21 protein-coding genes are annotated in these 20,170 nt (G+C 51.5%); 4 read left to right on the top strand and 17 right to left on the bottom strand.

Annotated elements, in window-relative coordinates; all coding sequences use genetic code 11:
• Positions 1-75 precede the first annotated feature (75 nt).
• The 6 genes from EIZ37_RS11305 to EIZ37_RS11280 all read right to left on the bottom strand — a co-directional run bounded on the left by EIZ37_RS11305 (position 76) and on the right by EIZ37_RS11280 (position 5,471).
• A complete protein-coding gene (locus tag EIZ37_RS11305) occupies positions 76-1,056 on the bottom strand; it encodes a quinone oxidoreductase family protein (RefSeq protein ID WP_134684714.1) in 981 nt (326 codons plus the stop codon).
• 110 nt (positions 1,057-1,166) lie between these two features.
• Positions 1,167-2,168, bottom strand: a complete 1,002-nt coding sequence (locus EIZ37_RS11300) for a siderophore ABC transporter substrate-binding protein (protein WP_134684713.1) — start codon at positions 2,166-2,168, stop codon at positions 1,167-1,169.
• Positions 2,169-2,294: 126 nt separating this feature from the next.
• A complete protein-coding gene (locus tag EIZ37_RS11295; protein WP_134684712.1) occupies positions 2,295-3,053 on the bottom strand; it encodes an iron ABC transporter ATP-binding protein in 759 nt (252 codons plus the stop codon).
• On the bottom strand, positions 3,047-3,997 hold the full coding sequence (locus EIZ37_RS11290) for an iron chelate uptake ABC transporter family permease subunit (protein WP_134684711.1): 951 nt from the start codon (positions 3,995-3,997) through the stop codon (positions 3,047-3,049). Before EIZ37_RS11290 ends, EIZ37_RS11295 begins: the two co-directional genes overlap by 7 nt.
• Positions 3,990-4,940, bottom strand: a complete 951-nt coding sequence (locus EIZ37_RS11285) for an ABC transporter permease (RefSeq protein WP_134684710.1) — start codon at positions 4,938-4,940, stop codon at positions 3,990-3,992. The genes EIZ37_RS11290 and EIZ37_RS11285 overlap by 8 nt, the downstream gene beginning before the upstream one ends.
• Positions 4,941-5,183: 243 nt before the next feature.
• Complete coding sequence (locus tag EIZ37_RS11280; RefSeq protein ID WP_134684709.1) at positions 5,184-5,471, bottom strand: hypothetical protein; 288 nt, start codon at positions 5,469-5,471, stop codon at positions 5,184-5,186.
• Between the two features lie 128 nt (positions 5,472-5,599).
• On the opposite strand from EIZ37_RS11280, the gene EIZ37_RS11275 reads away from it, so the two are divergent.
• Together EIZ37_RS11275 and EIZ37_RS11270 are read left to right on the top strand one after the other, a co-directional pair.
• The gene (locus tag EIZ37_RS11275) at positions 5,600-6,508 is read left to right on the top strand and encodes a DMT family transporter (protein ID WP_134684708.1); all 909 of its coding nucleotides are present in this window, start codon (positions 5,600-5,602) and stop codon (positions 6,506-6,508) included.
• Between the two features lie 11 nt (positions 6,509-6,519).
• Positions 6,520-7,350: a DUF5995 family protein gene (locus EIZ37_RS11270; RefSeq protein WP_134684707.1), complete on the top strand. Its 831-nt coding sequence runs from the start codon at positions 6,520-6,522 to the stop codon at positions 7,348-7,350.
• On the opposite strand, the gene EIZ37_RS11265 is transcribed toward EIZ37_RS11270, so the two are convergent.
• The 6 genes from EIZ37_RS11265 to EIZ37_RS11240 all read right to left on the bottom strand — a co-directional run bounded on the left by EIZ37_RS11265 (position 7,343) and on the right by EIZ37_RS11240 (position 13,624).
• Positions 7,343-7,912, bottom strand: coding sequence for a DinB family protein (locus tag EIZ37_RS11265; RefSeq protein WP_235827966.1), 570 nt, complete (start codon positions 7,910-7,912; stop codon positions 7,343-7,345). The genes EIZ37_RS11270 and EIZ37_RS11265 overlap by 8 nt on opposite strands.
• Before the next feature lie 26 nt (positions 7,913-7,938).
• Positions 7,939-8,883, bottom strand: coding sequence for a helix-turn-helix transcriptional regulator (locus tag EIZ37_RS11260; RefSeq protein ID WP_134684706.1), 945 nt, complete (start codon positions 8,881-8,883; stop codon positions 7,939-7,941).
• A 69-nt stretch (positions 8,884-8,952) separates the two neighbouring features.
• A complete protein-coding gene (locus EIZ37_RS11255; protein ID WP_134684705.1) occupies positions 8,953-10,251 on the bottom strand; it encodes a nucleotide sugar dehydrogenase in 1,299 nt (432 codons plus the stop codon).
• A 256-nt stretch (positions 10,252-10,507) separates the two neighbouring features.
• Positions 10,508-10,804 (bottom strand): 2Fe-2S iron-sulfur cluster-binding protein, encoded by a 297-nt coding sequence (locus tag EIZ37_RS11250; RefSeq protein ID WP_134684704.1) that lies wholly within the window; start codon positions 10,802-10,804, stop codon positions 10,508-10,510.
• 20 nt (positions 10,805-10,824) lie between these two features.
• Complete coding sequence (locus EIZ37_RS11245) at positions 10,825-11,235, bottom strand: DUF350 domain-containing protein (RefSeq protein ID WP_134684703.1); 411 nt, start codon at positions 11,233-11,235, stop codon at positions 10,825-10,827.
• 34 nt (positions 11,236-11,269) lie between these two features.
• Entirely contained in the window at positions 11,270-13,624 is a 2,355-nt protein-coding gene (locus EIZ37_RS11240; RefSeq protein ID WP_134684702.1) for an endonuclease MutS2, read from the bottom strand.
• A gap of 181 nt (positions 13,625-13,805) precedes the next feature.
• Between EIZ37_RS11240 and EIZ37_RS11235 the strand changes: the two genes are divergently transcribed.
• Positions 13,806-14,180: a phage holin family protein gene (locus EIZ37_RS11235; protein WP_134684701.1), complete on the top strand. Its 375-nt coding sequence runs from the start codon at positions 13,806-13,808 to the stop codon at positions 14,178-14,180.
• Positions 14,181-14,243: 63 nt separating this feature from the next.
• Here the strand turns inward: EIZ37_RS11235 and EIZ37_RS11230 are convergent, their stop codons facing one another.
• Positions 14,244-14,693 (bottom strand): SRPBCC family protein, encoded by a 450-nt coding sequence (locus EIZ37_RS11230; RefSeq protein ID WP_134684700.1) that lies wholly within the window; start codon positions 14,691-14,693, stop codon positions 14,244-14,246.
• 118 nt (positions 14,694-14,811) lie between these two features.
• Between EIZ37_RS11230 and EIZ37_RS11225 the strand changes: the two genes are divergently transcribed.
• Positions 14,812-15,636, top strand: a complete 825-nt coding sequence (locus tag EIZ37_RS11225; protein ID WP_134684699.1) for a helix-turn-helix domain-containing protein — start codon at positions 14,812-14,814, stop codon at positions 15,634-15,636.
• 40 nt (positions 15,637-15,676) lie between these two features.
• Here EIZ37_RS11225 and larB read toward each other — a convergent pair whose 3' ends face one another.
• The 4 genes from larB to pheT all read right to left on the bottom strand — a co-directional run bounded on the left by larB (position 15,677) and on the right by pheT (position 20,162).
• Positions 15,677-16,426 carry a nickel pincer cofactor biosynthesis protein LarB gene (larB, locus tag EIZ37_RS11220; protein ID WP_134684698.1) on the bottom strand — a complete coding sequence of 250 codons (750 nt, stop codon included), beginning with the start codon at positions 16,424-16,426 and terminating at the stop codon, positions 15,677-15,679.
• Positions 16,419-17,288: an ATP-dependent sacrificial sulfur transferase LarE gene (larE, locus tag EIZ37_RS11215; protein ID WP_134684697.1), complete on the bottom strand. Its 870-nt coding sequence runs from the start codon at positions 17,286-17,288 to the stop codon at positions 16,419-16,421. The genes larB and larE overlap by 8 nt, the downstream gene beginning before the upstream one ends.
• An 88-nt stretch (positions 17,289-17,376) precedes the next feature.
• Positions 17,377-17,652, bottom strand: coding sequence for a cell division protein ZapA (gene zapA / locus EIZ37_RS11210; protein ID WP_134684696.1), 276 nt, complete (start codon positions 17,650-17,652; stop codon positions 17,377-17,379).
• A gap of 89 nt (positions 17,653-17,741) precedes the next feature.
• Complete coding sequence (pheT, locus tag EIZ37_RS11205) at positions 17,742-20,162, bottom strand: phenylalanine--tRNA ligase subunit beta (protein WP_134684695.1); 2,421 nt, start codon at positions 20,160-20,162, stop codon at positions 17,742-17,744.
• Positions 20,163-20,170 lie beyond the last annotated feature (8 nt).

The raw sequence follows: 20,170 nt of genomic DNA, 5'->3' as shown, positions 1-20,170 counted from the left end.
TGCAACTGCTCCATCTGATCACGAGGCAACCACCCGCTTACCTATTCTCAGCAAGACGAGCCTAGCCTCTGGTCGTTACGATTGTACCTGCAGGATCACTTTCCCAGTGCTTTGCCGGCTTTCCACCCACTCATGGGCGAGTGCTGCCTCTTCCAATCCATAACGTTTGCCAATCATAATGCGCAGTCGCCCATCCGCTAAATAGGGCAGCACGCGTTCCGCAATCGCTTGCAGCAAGTGCGGACGCTTGCTGCGAGTCGTGCCGAAACTGAAGCCTAGAACGGATCGACAGCTTGCATGCAGGTCAATCGTCTTGAAAGTCCCCACTTCCCCACTCGCATTGCCAAAATGAACCAAACGGCCGTACGGGGCGAGGCATTCGATACTTTTTTCAGACACCTGTCCGGAAATAGAGTCAAGAATTACATTGGCCCCTTCCCCTTCTGTGAGCTCCATGACCTTTTCGGCAAAATCTTCTTTGGCATGACAAATGACGCGATCCGCACCCGCCTCCTTGGCGATGGCGATCTTGTTTTCACTGCCCACCGTGCCAATGACGGTTCCAGCTCCCAGCAGCTTGGCCAGCTGGATCGCAGTGGTACCGATTCCCCCTGCCGCTGCATGGATCAAGACGGTCTCCCCCTGCTCCAGCCTCGCCACATCTGCCAACAGCTTATAGGATGTAAAGGAGACGATGCCGCATGCCGCAGCCAGCTCAAAATCGATCTCATCCGGAATGGGAAAGGTAAGCTGTTCGTCCACGGCGATGTACTCTGCATAAGACCCATCGCTCGGAAAAGCGATGACCCGTTGCCCGACCCGCAATCCTTGCACCTGGTCCCCTACGCGCTCAACGACACCGGCTGCCTCCAATCCAGGTAAAAAGGGAAGCTTCCCCCCGCCCTTTTTGCCGTATCTAGCCTTGATATCGGCGAAATTTACACTTGTCGCAACCACGCGAACCAATACTTGATGCGGTTTGATAGCTGGCGTATCAATCTCGGTGACTTCCATGTTCTGCGGCCCGCCAAAGGCAGTAACCAGGACAGCTTTCATGTCGTTCTCCCCCAAGCATTTCTTTTTCTTACTCTTTTCAATAGTATATCATCCCATATATAGATAAAACCCCCGTACCATACGGAGGTTTCTTCCTGGGACTGATGCTCTTATTTAATGGCTGCTTCTACTTCTTTGATCATCTCAGGAACCGAGATCAAGCCGCTTCCAGAAATGTACCAGAAGCTAGGATTCAAATAGATCAGCTTGCCATTTTTATAGGCGTTTGTTCCTTTGACGAGATCGTTTTCGATGACGTCTTTTCCGCTGGTTTGCGCGCCATTACCTTTCACGACTGTATCTCTGTCCACGACAAACAATACATCCGGATTTTTCTCCGCTACAAATTCAAAGGAAATGCTTTGGCCATGGGTCGATACTTGAATCGTAGGATCAACCGGTGCAAAACCGAATACGTCATGAAGGATACCAAAACGGGAACCTGGTCCGTATGCGCTCACTTTGCCGCCATTTTGCAGGATAATCAGCGCCTTTTTCCCGCTAGCGGTTACTTGTTCTTTCAGCTTCGCAATGGAATCGTTAATGGCAGCCAGTTCTTTTTCAGCTTCGGCTTGTTTGCCAAAGATTTTACCGAGCGTCGTCACGTTTTCGGTAAAGGATTCCATGAATTTCTTCGTATCCACCCCCATATGGATGGTAGGACCAAGCTTGCTCAATTCCTCATATTTTTCAGCAGCGCGTCCAGAGATGATGATCAGTTCCGGTTTCAATGCGCTCAATTTCTCAAAATCCGGTTCAAACAAGGTTCCCGCGTTCGTATATTTGGCGTCTTTATACTTGCTCAGATGCGGAGGTAGGCTTTCTTGCGGTACTGCAGCTACTTCGACACCGAGTTTATCCAATGTTTCCAGCACGCTGTAGTCAAACACAACTACATTTTTCGGGTTGGTTTTCACTTTTGTTTCGCCCAGCTGATGCTTGATGGTCAGCTCTTCTTGTGCCGCACTGCCTTGAGCTGCATCTGCTTTTGGAGCTTCTGCCTTTGGCGCTTCCGTTTCAGCTTGAGTCGGTGCTGCAGTATTCGAACCGCACGCCGCCGCAAAAATGGCGATCATGGCTGTCAGGAGAATCATAAGAAACTTTTTCTTCACAACGTTCACCTCTAAAAAGTATTTTTATGTAACATCAATGGCCTTGCTCAATTTGATACTGAATCTTATTCTCAATCAAATAGCTAAAAGACCACCGGATTATTACCAAAAGCAAAGCGGGAGGATTTATGCGTAGTACACACAAATCCGGTTGCTGTTCACATTCTGGATATGGAAATCCATTTCATAAATATCCTTGAGGACATTGGAAGCGATCATCTCATCGACATGGCCTTCCTTTACGACTGCCCCGTCTTTGAGTGCGACGATGTAGTCGGAATAACAGGACGCAAAGTTGATGTCATGAATCACGAGAATGATGGTCTTGCCCAGTTCATCTACGAGCCTGCGCAGCACCTTCATGATTTGTACCGAATGCTTCATGTCCAGATTGTTCAGCGGCTCATCCAAGAGAATATACTCGGTGTTCTGCGCTAGCACCATCGCGATGTAGGCGCGCTGCCTTTGCCCGCCGCTCAGCTGGTCCAGATACTTGTGCTGAATGTCTTCCAGCTCCATGTAGGCGATCGCTTCATCGACATACTTCCAGTCTCCCTTAGTCATATTTCCCTGGGAATAAGGGAAACGTCCAAAGCTGACCAGCTCGCGAATGGTCAAGCGAATATTGATGTTATTGGATTGCTTCAGAATCGAAATCTTTTTGGCCAGCTCGTTGCTTTTGCACTTGCCGATTTCCACACCATCGATATAAATCTCACCCGTGTCTTTCGTGAGCAATCGGCTGATCATGGACAGCAAGGTACTTTTCCCCGCTCCATTTGGTCCAATGAACGACGTGATTTTCCCTTTGGCAATTTGCAAGGATACCGAATCGATGACTGTCTTATTCCCGTATTGCTTCGAGACTCCTCTTACCTCTACCATGATTTATTCTCCTTTAACAGAAGATATAGAAAGTACACGCCACCCACGAAGTTGATGATCACACTGATCGTGGTCGAAAATGTGAATACATGCTCCACAATGAATTGACCGCCGACAAGGGCAATGACGCTGATCAGGCTGGCCCCGAGAATCAGCCATTTATGCTGATAGGTTTTCAGCACTTGATAGGCTACATTGGCAACCAGCAGACCCAGGAAGGTAATCGGACCGACCAGGGCAGTCGCGATAGAGGTCAGTACCGCGATCACGATCAGCAGTCGTTTTACCACATGGTCATATTCGATGCCCAGATTGATCGCATGCTCTTTTCCCAGCGACAGCACATCCAGGAATTTCAGATGCCGATACGAATAGCCGATGGTTGCCAGCACGCCGACGATTGCCAGGACGAGAATGTCCTTGTTGACGTTGTTGAACGTGGCAAACATCTTGTCCTGCAATGCCTGGAAATCATTCGGATCGATCAGGACCTCCATGAATCCGGAAACGCTCTGAAAGAATGTGCCGAAAATCAATCCAACCAGCAGCAGATAATAGATGTTTTGGCCTTCTCGTTTGAAGAGAAACTTAAAAAGAAAGGCTGCGAAAATCACCATGAGTCCCACCGAGAGCAAAAAGTGAACGTTCCTGCTCATCGTCGTCAAGCTCGTCGCGCCAAACAGAAACACGATAAAGGTTTGAAACAGCGAGTACAGCGAATCCAGGCCGATGATCGAAGGGGTCAGGATTTTGTTATTCGTAATCGTTTGAAACATCACGGTTGAGTACGCGATCGCCACGCCCGTCAGTACAATGGCTACGATCTTGATGCTTCTTCTCTCCAGCACATAGCTCCAGTCGCCTTCCACATTGGCGAACAGAAAAATGGCGACGATGGCAGCCGAGAGAATGGCGAGTATACCGAGGCGTGCTTTATCATTCATATGCCTTTCTCCTCATGAGCAAGTAAAGAAAAATGCCGCTTCCCAATACTCCGACAGTTAAACCGATCGGAATCTCGTATGGAAAAATCACGACGCGTCCGAGAATGTCACAGAACAGGACAAACACGGCTCCCAACAACGCGGTGTGGGGCAGATTCTTTTTCAGATTGTCCCCATTGAAGATGGATACGATATTCGGAATGATCAGCCCCAGGAAGGGAATCGTCCCAATCGTCAGAATCACCACGGAAGAGACCAGGGCGACAATGATCAATCCGGTATTGACCACTCGTCGATAATTCAGCCCCAGATTGAGTGAAAAATCCTCACCCATCCCTGCAATCGTGAATTTGTTGGCAAACAGGTAGGCAATCAACACTAACGGAATGCTGAGATACAGCAGTTCATAGCGCCCGGTCATGATGACGGAAAAATTGCCCTGCAGCCAAGCGGAAGCGCTTTGGATCAGATCATATTTCAAACCGATAAACGTCGTCATCGAGCTGATGATGCTTCCAAACATGAGGCCGACGAGCGGAATGAAGATCACATCTTTGAATTTGACCTTTTCCAATATTTTCATAAAGATAAACGTTCCCAACAGTGCAAACGCAAAGGCCACGATCATCTTTTCCAATGCGCTGGCTGATGTGAACAAGATCATCGCCATCAGGACGCCCAGCCTCGCCGAATCCATCGTGCCTGCCGTGGTAGGCGAGACAAATTTGTTGCGGCTGAGCTGCTGCATGATCAAACCGGCGATGCTCATGCTGACCCCCGCGATAATGATGCTGATCAGGCGCGGAATCCTGCTGATCAGCATGATTTGGGCTTGGTCCTCCGTCATCGAGAAAAGATCAAGGGGATGAATATCCTTGACGCCGATAAAGAGCGACGTGATCGAAAACAGTATGAGTGCTATCAGTAAATACCATATTTTCATAGCGATTCCTTACTCTTGGGTTATTGGCGGCTGCCTACCATACTTTCATATGCTCGTCATAAATGATACTCATTATCAATCTCATTGATAACAGTTATCATTATACCCTCTAAGCAGTTTTTGTCAATAGAACGACTGTATCCCTGACTTCATCCGCACAGGTAAAACCCCAAAAAAAGACTGCCATTTAAGGCAGTCCATCCGCTTGTGTCAACTTTGTAACATCTGGAATTGTTCACCAATCTATTCGATTTCCCCTATCCACTGACGGAACATGTCCGTCGCTTCTTCGATCGTCTGGAAGGTTGCTTCTTTTTCCGTTTCATACTCGGGGAAATCCACGATGCGCTGTTTTTTCACCGTAATGCCGTCCTCCTGGCAGCGTATCTCTACGAAGGCTGGAAGCATTTCCTCCTCATATTCATCCGCAAACTCATATGTTCTCACATGCTCCAGGATCTTGATCTCGCTTGGCTTTAGCGCCCGCGCATTCTCTCTCGACATCACCATTTCGTTCGCATAATAATACATGCATGACCTCCTGCTTTGCTTCATCCGCCTGGTGCTTTCTGGGAAAATTCCAATGGAAATCTTTCTTCCTAGATGATACCATTCTTTTGGATATGTGAAAACGCAACTGCGGCAAGGAGAGAATCTGATTGCCTACCACCAAACAAACACTACTCGCTGACTTTTCGTTGCTGTTCATCGCGATCAGCTGGGGATATACCTTTGTTCTCGCGAAGGATTTGCTTTCCGAGATGTCTCCCCTCTATTTTCAAGGAACTCGATTTCTGCTGGCAGGACTGCTCCTGGCTATCTGGCGATTCAAGGATCTTCGCAAGCTGGATCGTTCTTTGTGGAAGCTCGGGTTTTACACCGGCTTTTTCCTGTTTCTTTCGTTCACCTTTCAAATTTTCGGAATCGAGCGGACGACACCGGGTAAAGCTGGAATGATTACGGGGCTTACGGTCATTTTTGTCCCGTTCCTCTATTTCCTATGGTCGCGCACTCCTTTGCAAAAAGGCCCGATCATCGGCAGTCTGCTCGCCTTCCTCGGGCTGTGTCTGCTTTCATCTGGGGGCAGTCTCACACGGTTTGGTTTGGGAGATCTGCTTGTATTTTTCTGTGCCATCGCCTTTGCCATACATACTGTCTTGGTCGACCGCATTTATGATAAGGAACGCAGCATCGACCCGCTTCTGTTTGCCATGGTGCAGCTGCTGGTGGTCGGCGGGATTTCGACTGTACTCGCCGTGATGGTGGAACCGGTGCCTGGACCGCTTACTCCCTATGGCTGGTTTGCGTATCTGTTTGAATGCCTCATCGGGACAATGCTCGCTTATGTCATACAGATCAAAGCGCAGCTGTATACGCCGCCTACTCATGTCACCATGATTTTATCGCTGGAATCGCTTTTTGCTTTTTTGTTCTCCTGGGCGATCTGGGGAGAACCGCTGACAACCTGCGTCTTGATCGGAGCCTGCTTGATGCTTGCAGGGATCGGTGTGACGGAAATGCATAACATAGCGGGAGAAATAATGGGAAGGAAAGTCAAGAAGAGTTAGGAGCTTGATCTATGAGCGCTGCAAACAAACCCGGCTTTGCTTTGGGCAATGCCGCCAGCATCGATGAAGTGATCGACCAGATGAATCTGCTGATCGAGTGGTCGATTCGCAATCAATCCCGTCTCGGCTATTTTGCGGCCTTGTATCGGCTGGTTACCATCCAAGTCAAACAAGGCATACGCACCGGATTTTTCGAGAACGGTCCGAGGATGGAGCGTCTTGACGTGATTTTCGCCAATCGTTATCTGGACGCGCTGCAAGCCTATATGCATGGCCAGCCGGTTTCGGAAAGCTGGCGCCTCGCTTTTACACAGGCAGATAACCCTCGGCTGCTTGTACTCCAGCATTTGCTGTTGGGCATGAACGCCCATATCAATCTGGATCTTGGCATCGCCAGCGCACAGACGTGCCCCGGCAAAGCGATTGCCGACTTGCGTCATGATTTCCTCGCCATTAACCGGATTCTATCATCCCTCGTGGACGAGGTGCGCACCGACATCGATCGGATTTCTCCCTGGATCGGTTTGCTCGATCACGTCAGTCCTGCTGCCTCGAAAGCCATCATCAATTTCAGCATGGAAAAAGCGAGAGGCGCTGCGTGGGAATTCGCATTGTCTCTCGCTCCCCTTCCGGAAGAACAGAAAACCGTTTACTGTCATGAAAAGGATAAGCAAGTTACCGGTATCGGTACGCTCGTGTACCAGCCGCCTGGATTCCTCTTTCAGACGGGGCTTTTTTTCATCCGCCTGCGGGAATCCACTGATATTGGCAAAAACATCCGCTTGCTGCAAGAAAGGAACCTTCCGCCAGTCTCGGATACCGGTCAACCTTTTTCTATGTAGCAGCCACCTGCTCCTTCAGGGTGTCCAGCTGACGCAAGTGATGACGGTAATGCATCTCCACCAGGCGAAACCACTCCACCGCATGCAAATCGCCAAGGCCAGGGTGCGTAAGCGTATGGTCCGATGAGGCTTCCCGCATCGCGGGCTCTACTTCATTCATTTTCGCTAACACCTGCTGGATCCCTTCGTGGAGCTGCTCCTTGCTCACTGGCTGTTTGGGCGTATACTGCTCAGACGGTGGGACGTGTATCTTGATCGGCGGAAAGCTTCCCAGCGTGTAGACGGCAGCTCCCCGCTCTGTTTTTTGCCCTCCCAGCTTCGTGCCCGGCGCTTTTTGAGAGCAGGCCACCGCGTTCGGCAGGTGCAGAAACAGCGCTGATTGAATCAAATGGACATATAGCTGCCCCAGCGACCACGCTTCTTCCCTTGGCTTTCTTGTGAGCTCCTCCATCTCCCATGCATCGAGTTCCCGCATATACTGTGCTGCCAGTGCTTCAAAACGTGTCAATATCTCTTTTGTATTCATGGAAATTGCCCCTTTCAACGTATCTAAGGCAATCATACAAAACCGCTCCTGACAGCAGTGTGTCAGTAGTGATTCAGCATCGCAACAAGTTCTTCCCGCATGCGCTGGCACAGTGACTCCGGCTCCAACACCTTCATATGCGCCCCCCAGCCCAATAGCCATTGCAGGATCTCCTCCGGCTGCCGCACACGAAGCGTGACCAGCAAGCCATCTTCCTGCTCGACCAGTTCATCCATATAAAAATGGGGGGATGTTCGCAATTCATTGGCGATTTCGGCATCGGCCCACACCTTGACGACCAGCTGACGATCATCAACCGGGGCATACGCATGCAAATCAAAGTCTGTGGGCTTTTTGGCTGCTTGTGCCAACAAATCGACTTCACTCATCCGCTTCAGGCGAAAATGGCGGATCTCTTTTCGCAAATGGCAATATCCGATCAGCACCCATGATCCATCGATAAGCACCAAACCATACGGATCGACCTCACGAACACTTTGCCGTTCTGTGACCGTGCCCATGCCGCTCTTTTCATAATGAAATCCCACCCTGCGCTCTTCGAGAATGGCGGAACGCAAACGGGCAAGGGTCTCCATTTCCTGCCCGATGATATGCTTTTTTGCAGTCAACAGTCTCATCCCTGCGCGCAGGCGCTCGGCTTCCACCTTGACTGGCTCGGGCAATATCCCTTCGATCTTTCGTCTTGCGGCAACAGCACGGATTCGGTACTGTTCGTCAAACTGCCCTGCGACAAAATCCGCGCCCAGCAGTGCCGCGACAGCCTCCTCGGCTGTAAAACTGACGGGCGGCAAAAAATAGCCTTCCATCAACGTGTAGCCTTGGCCCGGCAAGCCGGCAACGGGTACGCCTGCCTCGCTTAGCGCTTGAATGTCACGATAGATGGTCCGGACGCTTGTCTCAAAGGTCGCGGCTAAATCCTCTGCCCGCTGCGTCCCTTTGCTCTGCAGCTCCAATATGATGGCCAGCATTCGCTCGGTTTTGTTCATGTTTTCACGTCCTCGTGTACAGAAAAAGCTGCCGATTCAATCGACAGCTTCTGCATGTTGTACCTAACGTTAGATGCGTACCACGGTCACTTGTTTATCAACCGTCCGTGGAATGCGGTTTTTCGTATCAAGCAGGATTGGCGAGCGACCCATCAGTTGGGCAACCTCGTTCCAGTCGAGCTCGGTAAATTCTTTCTGTACGGCTGTAAGCAGCAATGCGTCCGCTCCTCTGACCGCATCCTCCAGCGTGTCCGCCTTGTGCTCATAGCGTGTCGGAACAGCGGGGTCATAGGAAGCGACATGGACGCCTCGCGATAGGAGCACTTCGATGACTTGGTGCACCGGGCTCACGCGGTCGTCGTTGGAAAAGTCTTTCATGGCCAGACCCAGTACTGCTACACGGCTGCCGGATAAGGTTTTTCCTGCTTTCTGCAGCGCCGCTTCCAGCATGTCCACAATCACGGATGGCACGCTGTCATTGATCCCGCGAGCCTCCTGCAGAAGTCGCAACGAAACGCCCAACTCATTTGCCTTTGGCTGCAAATAATACAAGGCATTCGGCAGACAGAAGCCGCCTACGCCTGGACCGGGCGTCAGCAGATTGACACGCGTATGCGTATTGGCTACTTTGATCAATTCAAATGTATCGATGTTAAACGCTTCAGCAAAGCGGGCAAATTCCTGAACCATGGCAATGTTCACATCACGCTGGATGTTCTCGATGACTTTGGCTGTCTCTACGACGGGGATCGGAGCGATCGTGATCTCGGTTTCGCTGATATGGGAGAGCAACTCTTTTCCTTTTTCCGCGCTCGCTTCATTCACGCCTCCCAGCACAAGCGGCATGTGAATGAATTCTTCAAATGCGCGCCCCTCTGCAATGCGCTCCGAGCAGTAGGTCAGGTAAAAATCGGTGCCGGCTTTCAAGCCGCTCGCTTCCTCCAATATCGGCTGCAAGACTTCTTCCGTCGTACCCGGTACAACGGTGCTGCGAATCATTACTGTATCGCCTTTTTTGAGCACTTTCCCCAGAGTCTGCGCACAGCTTTTCAGCGGACGCAAATCCGGATCACCGTTATGTACAGGCAAACCAACCGTTACGATGTAGTGATCGACTTGCTCTGCTGCCTCGTCATAGGAAGTGGTCGCACGGAAGCGGCCCGCTTCCAATTGCTCTTTGAGAATATCTTTCAACAATTTTCCTTGATAGCTTTCCAAATGATGCGATTCGGCACGATTGATCTGGTCGATCAGGCTTGGCATTACATCCACGCCTACTACATATGCCCCTTTCATCGCATAAGTTAATGCCAATGGCAATCCAACAAAGCCAAGACCTACGACTGCGACACGTACAGGTTGTGTCATTCGGATCTCCTCTTTCAATATTCTAGTCTATCCCCTGCAACAGAATAGCTTCCGGTCGACGATTGCGGCTGAGCGGGAGTTGCCGGTACTTTTGGCAAATAGTAGACCACATATAGAATTCCTGCTGCAAAAAAGACGATACAAAAAGCAATAAGCACCTTGTACAAGGTTTCCAAGGTGGTCTTCCCCTCTCTTCCATTTCCGATATAAATCGACAAGCCGGCAGTAAACAACTGAAATTATAACAAGGCTTTCTCTATAAGTAAACGGTTAGCGGCCCTTGGACATACAGTTGACACGATAGACGGTAGCCTTCTTGGCATGCTTGCTGGCCCAGCCGGTACACTTCCGTTTCACTGGCGGGAGAGGCGGAGCCCGGTGGAATCGACATTTTACATCGACAGGTGGTGCATTTCCCCGTAGTACACATGAAATCGATGGGTAAATTTGCCTTTGTCATGGCCAGCAGCAAATTTGCTCCTTTTTCTACCCGAAGAATGGTTTCTTGTCCCCCGTGGACGACACGCACCTCGACAGTCTCCTTCGCTTCCAAGTGGCCTCCCCCTCTTCTTTTTATAATGACAAGCTCGCCCCGATGACGTACGAAAATCCTACCGAGATGACCATCGCAATAAATCCGACTGCCCGATTGTCTTGGGCGATTTCCTGATCTACGTTGTAGCTTGGTGTCATGAATTCAAAAATGAAGTAGCTTGCCAGCAGCAGCAGGTAGCCGAATGATCCCCAGATCAACGCTTGCCCCATGCTATCGTGCTGCTCGATGGAGAAGCGAAAAATGTTGGCCACGCCAAAAATTTTTCCCCCTGTTGCCATGGCCACTGCGAGATTTCCTCTTCTCAATTCATCCCAGACACGATAACGGGTGACCAGCTCAAAGATGGTAAGAAACAAGATCATGGCTAGACCGGTCACCGTGTAATACGCGGTGACCGCAATGTATGGATTGTGCAATAAATCTGCCAATGACGCTCCCCCTTTTTGCCAATTGGCGTCAGCACTACTTTAACTCGACAATGGTGGCTCCAACGCCGCCTTCCCCTTGTCCCCCTAGTCGATGGGACTTCACCAGCCGGTGATGGCGGAGATAGTCCTGCACGGCCTTGCGCAGCGCCCCGGTTCCGTGTCCGTGAATGATGGAGACGGTATGCAGACCCGCTAGCAAGGCCTCATCCAGATACTGATCAATTTCGCGCAGGCCATCCTCTACCTTGAAGCCGCGCAGATCCAGCTCCATTTTGACATTGCCGCGGGCTCTTTTGACAGAGGTGTAAGTGACCTGCGGCTCGGCTTTCACCGGATTGACCACGTGCATATCGTCCTGCTTGACTTTCATCTTCATGATGCCGATCTGCACCAGAAACTCTTTGCTGCCTGTTTTTTCCAGCACCGTCCCGCGCTGATTGAAGCTCGTCACCATCACTTCATCGCCTGGCTTGATTTGCGTCGCGCGCACGGCTTTTGCCGGTTTTTTCACTTTTTCCTTTTCCAGCTCGAGGACAGCCTCGCCCAGGCGTTTTTTCGCATCAATCAGCTTATGCTCTTTGATATCGATGCCTTCCTTCATCATGCCGCGCAGCTCGCGAATGATGGTGTCCGCCTCTTCCTTGGCCAATTGGACGGCGAGGCGCGCTTCTTCCTCCGCTTTTTCCAGCAAGCGGTTTTTCTCCTCGGCAAAACGGGCCCGCTCTTCCTCCAATTGCTTGCGCAGCTCCTCCGATTCCTTGCGCAGCGCTTCCGCATCGTGCCGTTCCTGCTCGGCCTTTTTCCGGTTGCGTTCCAACGAGGCGATCATCATTTCCACTTGATTCTCTTCCTCGCTGATCGAGCCTTTGGCGCGCTCGATGATTTCCTCTGGCAGGCCCAACCGTCTCGAGATGGCGAACGCATTGGATCGCCCGGGAACCCCGACCAGCAAGCGATAGGTCGGACGAAGCGTCTGAACATCAAATTCCACACTCGCATTGATCGCTTCCGGCCGCTCGTAGGCGTATGCCTTCAGCTCGCTGTAGTGGGTGGTCGCGATGAGGCGCGCCTTTTTATCGATCACATGGTCGATGATGGACATCGCCAAGGCAGCGCCCTCCGTCGGGTCCGTACCTGCGCCCAGCTCGTCAAACAGCACAAGGCTGCGCTCGTCCATCGATTTCAGGATGTGAATGATATTGGTCATATGGCTGGAGAATGTCGACAAGCTTTGCTCGATCGACTGTTCATCCCCGATATCCGCGAAAATAGAAGAGAAGACCGTCATCTCGCTTTCTTCCTCAGCCGGTATGTGCAACCCTGACATGGTCATCAAGGAAAGCAGCCCGACCGTCTTTAAGGAAACGGTTTTCCCCCCCGTATTCGGGCCTGTCACGACGATCGCGGTATACTCACCGCCCAGCTCCACATCAATCGGCACGACCACATCGCGGGAAATCAACGGATGGCGGCCTTTTCGCAGCCGGATATATCCGCGGTCATTGAGCTTCGGACCGATTGCCTTCATACTGTAGGCCAGCTGCGCTTTGGCAAAAATGAAATCCAGCTCCGCAAGCGCCTCAACATTTTCCTTCAACGGCTCAAGCTGTTCGGCCACCCGTTCTGTGAGCTGATAAAGAATTTTCTCCACTTCCCGCTCCTCTTTCAAGCGGAACTCACGCAGCTTGTTGTTCATGGTGACAATCGCTTCCGGCTCAATAAACAGCGTAGCACCGGATGCCGACTGATCATGAACAATTCCCCCGAAGACATGGCGGTACTCTTGTTTAACCGGGATGACGAAGCGATCGCCGCGAATCGTGATGATCGACTCCATCAGCATCTTCTGATAACTGGAGGAACGTACCATCTGATCGAGCTTTTCCCGAATACGCGACTCCAATTGTCTGATCTCTTGGCGGATTGTACGCAGCTCAGGACTGGCGCTGTCGAGTACGTCGCCATTTTCATCGATGCAGCGTTTGATTTCGGATTCCAGCTCACGCAGTCCTTCGATCCGCTCTGCTTCCGCTTTGATGATCGGCAGTTCATTTTCCTCACACACATCCAGCAGCATGGTCTTGAGACGACGTCCCGCAAAGATGGTGCTGGCGATGTCCATCAGCTCCATCGGGGCCAACATCGACCCGAGACGAGCGCGTTGAGACGAGCTGCGTATATCGCGAATTCCGCCAAGCGGTACGCTTCCTTTTAGACGTAGCACAGTCGCCCCTTCTGTGGTGGCTTGCTGGGAAAAACGCACCTGATCCATGTTGGATGAAGGAAAGAGCGCTTGGGCTTTTTCTTTTCCAACATTGGACGTGGCTTTTTCCACCAGCAGGGCAACGATTTTATCATACTCAAGGGTTTTCAATACCCGTTGTTCCACGATGATCCTCCTTCAAGCTTTCGACCGTTTCTGCTATGTTGAACGATTCTTTTTCTGTGATTATTCCCTCCATTATAGCATTGACCGATGGAAATGATAAATTTTACATCGCAATTCAGCACATAGATTCTTTGAGACTGCCAATAATGTTAGTACAACTACGAGCAAAGGAGGAATTTATATGACCATCGTGCGTCACATCATCCGTTTTGTCGTAGCAGCTGTGGTATTGATGTTTGTCGGCTTTCTCGTTCCTGGATTTTCGGTGAACAGCTTCTGGACCGCTTTTCTTGCGGCCTTGGTGATCGCAGGTATCGGATGGATCGTCGAGGCGATATTCGGGGATAAAATATCCCCTTACAATCGGGGGATCATCGGATTTCTCGTAAGTGCACTGGTCATCTATTTCACACAGTTTGTCGTGAGGGGATTCTATGTCACGATACTGGGAGCATTGCTTGCGTCGCTCGTCATCGGGATTATCGATCTCTTCATCCCGATCAAGTCGCGCATGGATCTGCGCAATGGAGATGAGCGAAATCGTCAAGGGGCATAGAAAATGGTTGCGACATGAAAAAGGGCTGCCCATGGCACATGACCACGGGACAGCCCTTCTCTTTTAATAGCCGAAGTTCAGCGTCTTTCCTGTTTCCGCATACGTTTTGATGTTGCTCAGTATCATCGACCAACCATTTTTGATGTTTTCATAGCTCGGGTGATTGGCCGGCCACTGATCATTGACCAAACGCAGTTTTGTGCATTCCCCTACAGGCTCAAGGGTGAACGTGACACGAGTCTGCAGCTCGGCATGATTGGCATGGTAAGACGGGCCTGGATGCTCCAAAAAGCTGAAGGCCCGATTCGGCTCAAACGCCAGAATCTTGCCGTATATGTGCACAGTCTCATCTCCATCATTGCCCGGCCCTACATAGGTAAGCTCGTCCCCTACCTGGAATGTGGAGCGGATCACACTGCCGTAAAATATCTTGGAAACACCTTCATCAGAGACAAGAACCTCCCAGACGTCTTCCGGTTCTGCCCCGATGTACACCTCGTAATGCAAATCCATAAAAAAGCACCTCCTAGCTTGCGAAATCAATTTGCGCTTGGCTCATTCCACTGCTACGCTTAGTATAGGAAAATCATGGAACGTTGTATTGTAAAAACGCGACAAGGGAGGAACTTTTATGGACGTGAAGGCGGATACGCAACGCTTGGAAACAAGCAGAAAACTGCCAAAGGGAATCCTTCATCCGCAAACGAGCGAACAGAAGTTTACGCTGAATCGCTATCAGCCTTCTCAAGATATTGGATATTTCGTGCAGCATTACTGGACGGTCCGATGGGATTTGCGCGGCCAAGAACCTTATGCAAGTAAGGTGATTGCCTATCCCAACATCAATCTCGTTTTCGAAAAAGACGGTTCCCGCATTTACGGTGTCAATAAAACGACTTCCGTCCACATCCTTCAAGGCCATGGCCATGTGTTCGGCATTAAATTCCGCCCAGGCGGGTTTTATCCATTCCTGAATTCACCTGTCTCCATGCTTACGGGGGGTTCTATTGGGTTGGAAGAAGTATTCGGCCCCAAAATCCCCCCGCTTCACGACGAGATTTTGGATCAACCGACTGATGGGCGCATGGTACAACGCGTGGAAGCCTTTTTAACAGAACACCTGCCGGAACGTGACCCGAATGTGGAAATCGTCGCATCGATTGTCTCCGCGATTCGCGACCAACGAGACATCCTCAAAGTAGAGGACGTGGTCGAACGGACAGGGATGAATATTCGAACGCTGCAACGATTGTTCGCTCGTTATGTGGGAGTAAGCCCCAAATCGGTCATCCAACGATTCCGATTGCATGAAGCTGCGGAGCGAATCGATCGAGAAGGCTTGCGGGATTGGCTCGATATTTCCATCGAACTCGGCTACTATGATCATTCGCATTTCATCAGAGATTTTCGTACGGTTGTTGGCATTTCACCTGAGGAATACCGTCAATACGGTTAAAGGGCTGTCCCGCCATTTACACGGGACAGCCCTCTTCTTTTTATTCAGGCAGCGCCATCCGATGGATCATGCCCGCCATATAGCCCGCACCGAAACCGTTGTCGATATTGACGACCGCTACTCCATTGGCACAGGAGTTGAGCATCGTCAAGAGAGCGGACATCCCGCCAAAATTCGCACCATACCCCACGCTGGTCGGCACGGCAATCACCGGTTTATCCACCAGTCCTGCCACCACGCTGGCCAATGCGCCTTCCATCCCGGCCACACATACGATGGCACAAGCCCCGCGAATTTCGTCCAGACGATTGAACAAGCGGTGGATACCCGCCACTCCCACATCCGCGATGACTCTCGCCTCACTGCCGAAGCAGCGGACCGTCCAAGCGGCTTCCTGGGCGACCCGCCAGTCGGATGTCCCGGCTGTCACGATGGCTACATAGCCGCTGCGCTGCGGCTGGAGCGGCTCTCTACTCCAGATCGCGATACCGGCTTCCGGATCACTGTGTATCTGGGGAATGGCTTGAAGCAGGCCTTCCCGCTGCTCCTGTGAGACACGCGTCGCCAATACGACCGACTGATGTCCCATTAACCGTTGAAAGATGGATATCAATTGGTCTACACTTTTTCCCGCAGAAAAAATGACCTCGGGAAACCCGGTTCGTTTTTGCCTTTCCAAATCAAGAGAAGCAAAGCCCAGATCACTGATTCTCGTGAGCTGCTCCTCCGCTTCCTCCAAGCTGATCGCGCCCGCCTGAACAGCTGCCAGTACTTCCTTTACATTACCCATGCTGCGCTTTCACTTCCGTCCCGAGGACAGCATTCAAGCTGCCTGTCTGATAGCCCATCAGATCAAGAGTCACATATTGAAAACCGATGTCACGCAAAGTCCGGTTGATCTCGTCATGGTGCGCGAAGACAAGCGGGAATTCATCACGGCCTACCTCAATGCGTGCAATATTGTCATGGTGACGCACGCGGATCTGGTGCAAGCCAAGACTAAGCAAGTACCCTTCCGCCTGATCAATCTGATTGATCTTCTCCAGCGTAATCTCCGTGCCATACGGGATGCGCGAGGACAGGCAGGCAAAGGAAGGCTTGTTCCAGGTCGGCAATCCCATTTCCTTGGACAGCTGGCGAATCTCATCCTTGTAAAAGCCAGCCTCCTGCAGCAAGCTGCGCACCCCACGCTGGGCCGCCGCGATACGTCCCGGACGATAGTCGCCCAGATCGTCCATGTTTGCGCCGTCACAGATCACCGCATTCCATTGATTTTGTTCGGCTAAGTCACCCAAATGGGAATACAGCCCGTCTTTGCAATAGAAGCAGCGATTCACCGGATTGGAGGCAAAATTCGGATTGTCCAGCTCATTGATCTCAGTCGTGACAAAGCGTGCTTGCAGCCGCTTTGCCAAATGCTTGGCTGCTTCAAATTCACGGACCGGAAACGTCTCCGAGGAGGCGGTTACCGCGATCGCGTTTTCTCTCAGCTCTTGTACGGCTCTCGCCAACAAAAAGGTGCTGTCGACTCCCCCGGAAAACGCGATCAGGACAGTCCCGAGTTGTTGAAGCAGTTCCCCAAGCTTTGCATTTTTCTGCTCCAGCGTCAGCTGTTTTGCCTGGCTGACCAGTTCCTCTTTTGTCAACGTCATTTCCCTCTCCTCCTTTTTGATCTGGCTGCAGGCCTTTTAGCCGTTCGTTTAAAAAAGAGAGGCTGGTTTGGCCTCTCTTTCACTCCGTTTATTCGTCTTCGTTGCCTTTCGCATCTTCTTGCAGAAGCTTCAGCAGCTGTTCATACTCCTGACGCAAGCGGGCATATTCGTCAGCGATGTTTACGGCGCTCAATACGGCAATTTTCGCAGTATCCAAGCGCGGGTTCATTTGCGCAATTTCCGTCATCTTATCATTGACAAAACCGGCGATCATGCGCATGTGATTCACACTTGCCTTGCCGCTTAACCGATACTGCTGCCCATAGATTTCCACCGTTAACCGATTCTTCCCGTCCCCTTGCACGAAGGTTTCCTCCTTCAATAACCGTTCCTACATCTTTTTTAGGTTACTGAAAATGACAGTTTTCGTCAAGATTATCCGTCTGACTTCTTCTAGCCGCGAAGCTCTGCCCCTTTTTGCGCCAGTGCCTGGATGACCCGAGACGTGACTTCCTGGATCTCTTCATCCTGCAGCGTACGCTCCGGATGGCGATATACCAGCGAGTAGGCCATGCTCTTCTTGTCGGCTGCAATCCGATCTCCCGTGTACACATCAAACAGTGTCAGGGACTCAAGCAGCTCGCCAGCGGCCTCACGGATGGTCTCCGACAAAGTGGCGGCTGCTGTGGAACGGTCCACAACCAAGGCCAGATCGCGTGTAACCGCTGGAAACTTCGGCAGCGCCTTGTAATTGTCCATGCGGGTAGCGTGGCTCATCAGCAAAGCGACGTCAAATTGAAACACGAACGTATCATCCAGATCGTAATCTTTTTCGGTTTGCGGGTGAAGCTGTCCGACATAGCCTACTGTGTTTCCTTCGATCAGCACATCTGCTGTACGTCCCGGATGCATGCCGATGCGATCTGCGACCGGACGGAAATCTGCATGAGCCAATCCAAGTCGCTGGAAGAGTGATTCCACGATCCCCTTCACCAGGAAGAAATCGACCGGCTGCTTCACGCCCTGCCAGTTTTGCGGCACCCACTGGCCGGTCAAAATCCCGCCGAGGTACAGACGCTCTTCCGGCAGCTTGGTCAGACGCTCTTCTTCGCTCAAAAATACATTGCCCAGCTCGAAGAAGGCCAAGTCATGATTTTGACGATTTTTATTGTATGTGACGGTTTCGAGCAAACTTGGCAGCAGACTGACACGCAGCACGCTATGCTCTTCGCTCATCGGCATCGCCAGAGGAATCGCTTTTCGATCACCCTCGTGCAGACCGGACACCGCTTGATTGCGTTCCGGATGCACCAGCGCATAAGAGATCGCTTCGGACAGGCCAAGACCGATCAAATGATGGCGAATGCTGCGGCGGAGCGCCTGTTCATGAGTCAACCCGCCTTGTGTCGATTCACCGCCTGGAAGCGTGGTTGGAATATTGTCATAGCCGTACAAGCGGGCGATTTCCTCGATCAGATCTTCCTTCAGCGTGATATCGCCGCGGCGAGTCGGTACCGTCACCAACCAGCTGTCCCCTTGGGCTTGGAAATCAAACTGGAGACGATCGAAAAGCGGAGAAATCTCTTCTGCTGTCAGCTGTGTTCCCAGATGCTCATTGACTTTTTCCAAACGCAGTGGAATGGTCACCGGCTCGGCTTCTTTGACAACAGCATCCGCAACGCCTCGGGAGACAGTTGCCCCTGCCAATTGCTGAATCAGCATGGCAGCACGCTCACCTGCGATGGCTACACGCGCTTGATCAACACCCTTTTCCCAACGAACGCAGCCTTCCGTACGCATGTTCAGCGCACGTGCCGAGCGGCGGATGGATTGCGGTGTGAAATAAGCCGCTTCCAGAATGATTTCCGTCGTATCATCCACGATCTCGGAATTGGCTCCGCCCATGATACCCGCAATCGCCAATCCTTTTTCCCGATCCGCAATCAACAGCGTTTGCTCATCCAACGTACGTTCTTGGTCATCCAGCGTAGTCAGCTTTTCTCCTGCTTGGGCCAGACGCACCACGATGGAGCGATCCTTCACTTGGGTCGCATCGAATGCGTGCAATGGCTGTCCGTATTCCAGCATTACGTAGTTGGTCACATCTACCACGTTGTTGATGGGACGAACACCTGCCGCCATCAGACGGTTTTTCAGCCATTGCGGGGAGGAGCCGATCTTGGCATTGGTAAAATGTCTGCCCGCATAGCGGTAGCAATGGTCTTGTGCTTCGATCTCGACGGATACCGGATTGTCGCCGCCGTTTTCCTGTACCTCAATGTGCGGCAGCTTCACTTCCCGTCCTAAAATCGCAGCCACTTCATAGGCAACACCGATCATGCTCAGACAGTCGGAGCGGTTTGGCGTCAAGCCCAATTCCAGGATCACATCATCCAGCCCGAGGTATTTCACCGCATCCATGCCGTTTTCCGCTTCCTCCGGCAGAACCAGAATCCCTTCTTGCTGATCCTTGGCCAGGAGCTTGTCGTTGATGCCCAGCTCTTTGGCCGAGCAGATCATCCCGTTGGATTCCACACCGCGCAGCTTGGAGCGCTTGATGTTCAGTCCGCCAGGCAGCTTCGCACCGGGCAACGCTACCGGTACTTTTTGCCCTTGGGCGACGTTCTGTGCTCCGCAGACAATCTGCAGATCTTCGCCTTGCCCCGCATCGACGAGGCATACGCTCAGGCGATCCGCATCCGGGTGTTTGCTGCGTTCCTTCACATAGCCGACGACCACCTGTGAAACACCTTGATTGCGGTACTCCACGGCATCGACCTCGACACCGCTGCGGGTCAGCTTCTCCGCCAGTTCCTCTGGCGTAATATCAGACAAATCAACGTACTCGGATAACCATTGATATGAGACTCTCATTTGTTTAT

The sequence above is a fragment of the Brevibacillus migulae genome, from assembly GCF_004521915.1.
GTDB classification, from domain to species: Bacteria; Bacillota; Bacilli; order Brevibacillales; family Brevibacillaceae; genus Brevibacillus_F; species Brevibacillus_F migulae.
This window is presented reverse-complemented; position numbering and strand designations above follow the sequence as displayed.

Coding starts and splice junctions, on each gene's coding strand:
- EIZ37_RS11255 (WP_134684705.1), bottom strand. CDS start 10,251: ATGACACAACCTGTACGTGTCGCAGTCGTAGGTCTTGGCTTTGTTGGA.
- EIZ37_RS11295 (WP_134684712.1), bottom strand. CDS start 3,053: ATGGTAGAGGTAAGAGGAGTCTCGAAGCAATACGGGAATAAGACAGTC.
- EIZ37_RS11265 (WP_235827966.1), bottom strand. CDS start 7,912: ATGATTGCCTTAGATACGTTGAAAGGGGCAATTTCCATGAATACAAAA.
- EIZ37_RS11280 (WP_134684709.1), bottom strand. CDS start 5,471: ATGTATTATTATGCGAACGAAATGGTGATGTCGAGAGAGAATGCGCGG.
- EIZ37_RS11260 (WP_134684706.1), bottom strand. CDS start 8,883: ATGAACAAAACCGAGCGAATGCTGGCCATCATATTGGAGCTGCAGAGC.
- pheT (WP_134684695.1), bottom strand. CDS start 20,162: ATGAGAGTCTCATATCAATGGTTATCCGAGTACGTTGATTTGTCTGAT.
- EIZ37_RS11285 (WP_134684710.1), bottom strand. CDS start 4,940: ATGAAAATATGGTATTTACTGATAGCACTCATACTGTTTTCGATCACG.
- EIZ37_RS11270 (WP_134684707.1), top strand. CDS start 6,520: ATGAGCGCTGCAAACAAACCCGGCTTTGCTTTGGGCAATGCCGCCAGC.
- EIZ37_RS11290 (WP_134684711.1), bottom strand. CDS start 3,997: ATGAATGATAAAGCACGCCTCGGTATACTCGCCATTCTCTCGGCTGCC.
- EIZ37_RS11305 (WP_134684714.1), bottom strand. CDS start 1,056: ATGAAAGCTGTCCTGGTTACTGCCTTTGGCGGGCCGCAGAACATGGAA.
- EIZ37_RS11235 (WP_134684701.1), top strand. CDS start 13,806: ATGACCATCGTGCGTCACATCATCCGTTTTGTCGTAGCAGCTGTGGTA.
- larE (WP_134684697.1), bottom strand. CDS start 17,288: ATGACGTTGACAAAAGAGGAACTGGTCAGCCAGGCAAAACAGCTGACG.
- larB (WP_134684698.1), bottom strand. CDS start 16,426: ATGGGTAATGTAAAGGAAGTACTGGCAGCTGTTCAGGCGGGCGCGATC.
- EIZ37_RS11225 (WP_134684699.1), top strand. CDS start 14,812: ATGGACGTGAAGGCGGATACGCAACGCTTGGAAACAAGCAGAAAACTG.
- EIZ37_RS11230 (WP_134684700.1), bottom strand. CDS start 14,693: ATGGATTTGCATTACGAGGTGTACATCGGGGCAGAACCGGAAGACGTC.